Below are 943 nucleotides of genomic sequence, written 5' to 3' on the forward strand. Positions count from 1 at the left end.
AAGTGGCACAGTTTGAACCGAAATCACTGGCACTATGAAACCGAAATCACTGGCACGAATCGAACCGAAGTAACCAGGATTTTCCAAGTAGGCGAGGACAAGCCATTGCTTATACATATTGTTGTACACCGTTTTTTATATCATTATAATTTTTTTTATTTCGTCGATTGAATTTGTATAATCCGATCGCTTCATTCCTTGTCCTATGTGAATGGGACTTGTGTTCAGTCGGTTTGTCAAATCTTTTATTGGCATATTTTCTAAATTCCCAAATTCGTATTTCCACCAATCGAGAGATTCCAAATTATGATTTTGAAACGCCGTTGTACTTCTGTCATTATTAGTAGGCAGAAAATCCAATCCGCCAATAATTGAGTTGAGACTCTCAAAATCCGTTACAACCCCGTCATAAATAAGTTGTCCAAAAAGTGCATCTTTAAAAATTTGTTCAATATTGTTCAAGTTAGAAGATTTTATATCAGTTAGAACTATGTTGTATTTGGTAAGTGCGTTAGTAATTAGCCAACATTTTTTTCTGTCAACATAAAATACGGTTGCGTTCCAGTTTCCAAGAATACCACATTCGGTATTTTGGTCAGTCGAGATAAGTTTCTTGATTAACTTTTCTAATTTTTTGGTAGTATGTACTTTAGTTCTTGTCAAATTCGGACTAACATAAATTTAATTTTCCTAAAAATAAATGTTTTTCGTTGAGATAGCAATTAACGAAATTTTCCTGTGTGGGCAATGGTGTACAACGTTACGTGTATGGGCAGTGGCGTGGTTCGTGACTGACAATTGCAAACACTCACGTAACATTGGAAAATCCGCAGGATTTTCCAAGTAGGCGAGAACAAGCCATTGCTTATACACATCTTAAGTTTGATTTTTACTAAATCAGTTAACTTTAAGTATTAATCAGAAAGAACAAAAGAGCGGAGTA

General features: G+C 34.9%; 1 protein-coding gene. It reads right to left on the bottom strand.

All coding sequences use genetic code 11. The features are described 5' to 3' along the window. Positions 1 to 135: 135 nt before the first annotated feature. A complete protein-coding gene (locus tag Q0947_RS15175; protein WP_133759000.1) occupies positions 136 to 462 on the bottom strand; it encodes a hypothetical protein in 327 nt (108 codons plus the stop codon). Between the last annotated feature and the right edge of the window lie 481 nt (positions 463 to 943).

Origin of the sequence: uncultured Gelidibacter sp. (assembly GCF_947500795.1) — a bacterium.
Taxonomy (GTDB): domain Bacteria; phylum Bacteroidota; class Bacteroidia; order Flavobacteriales; family Flavobacteriaceae; genus Gelidibacter.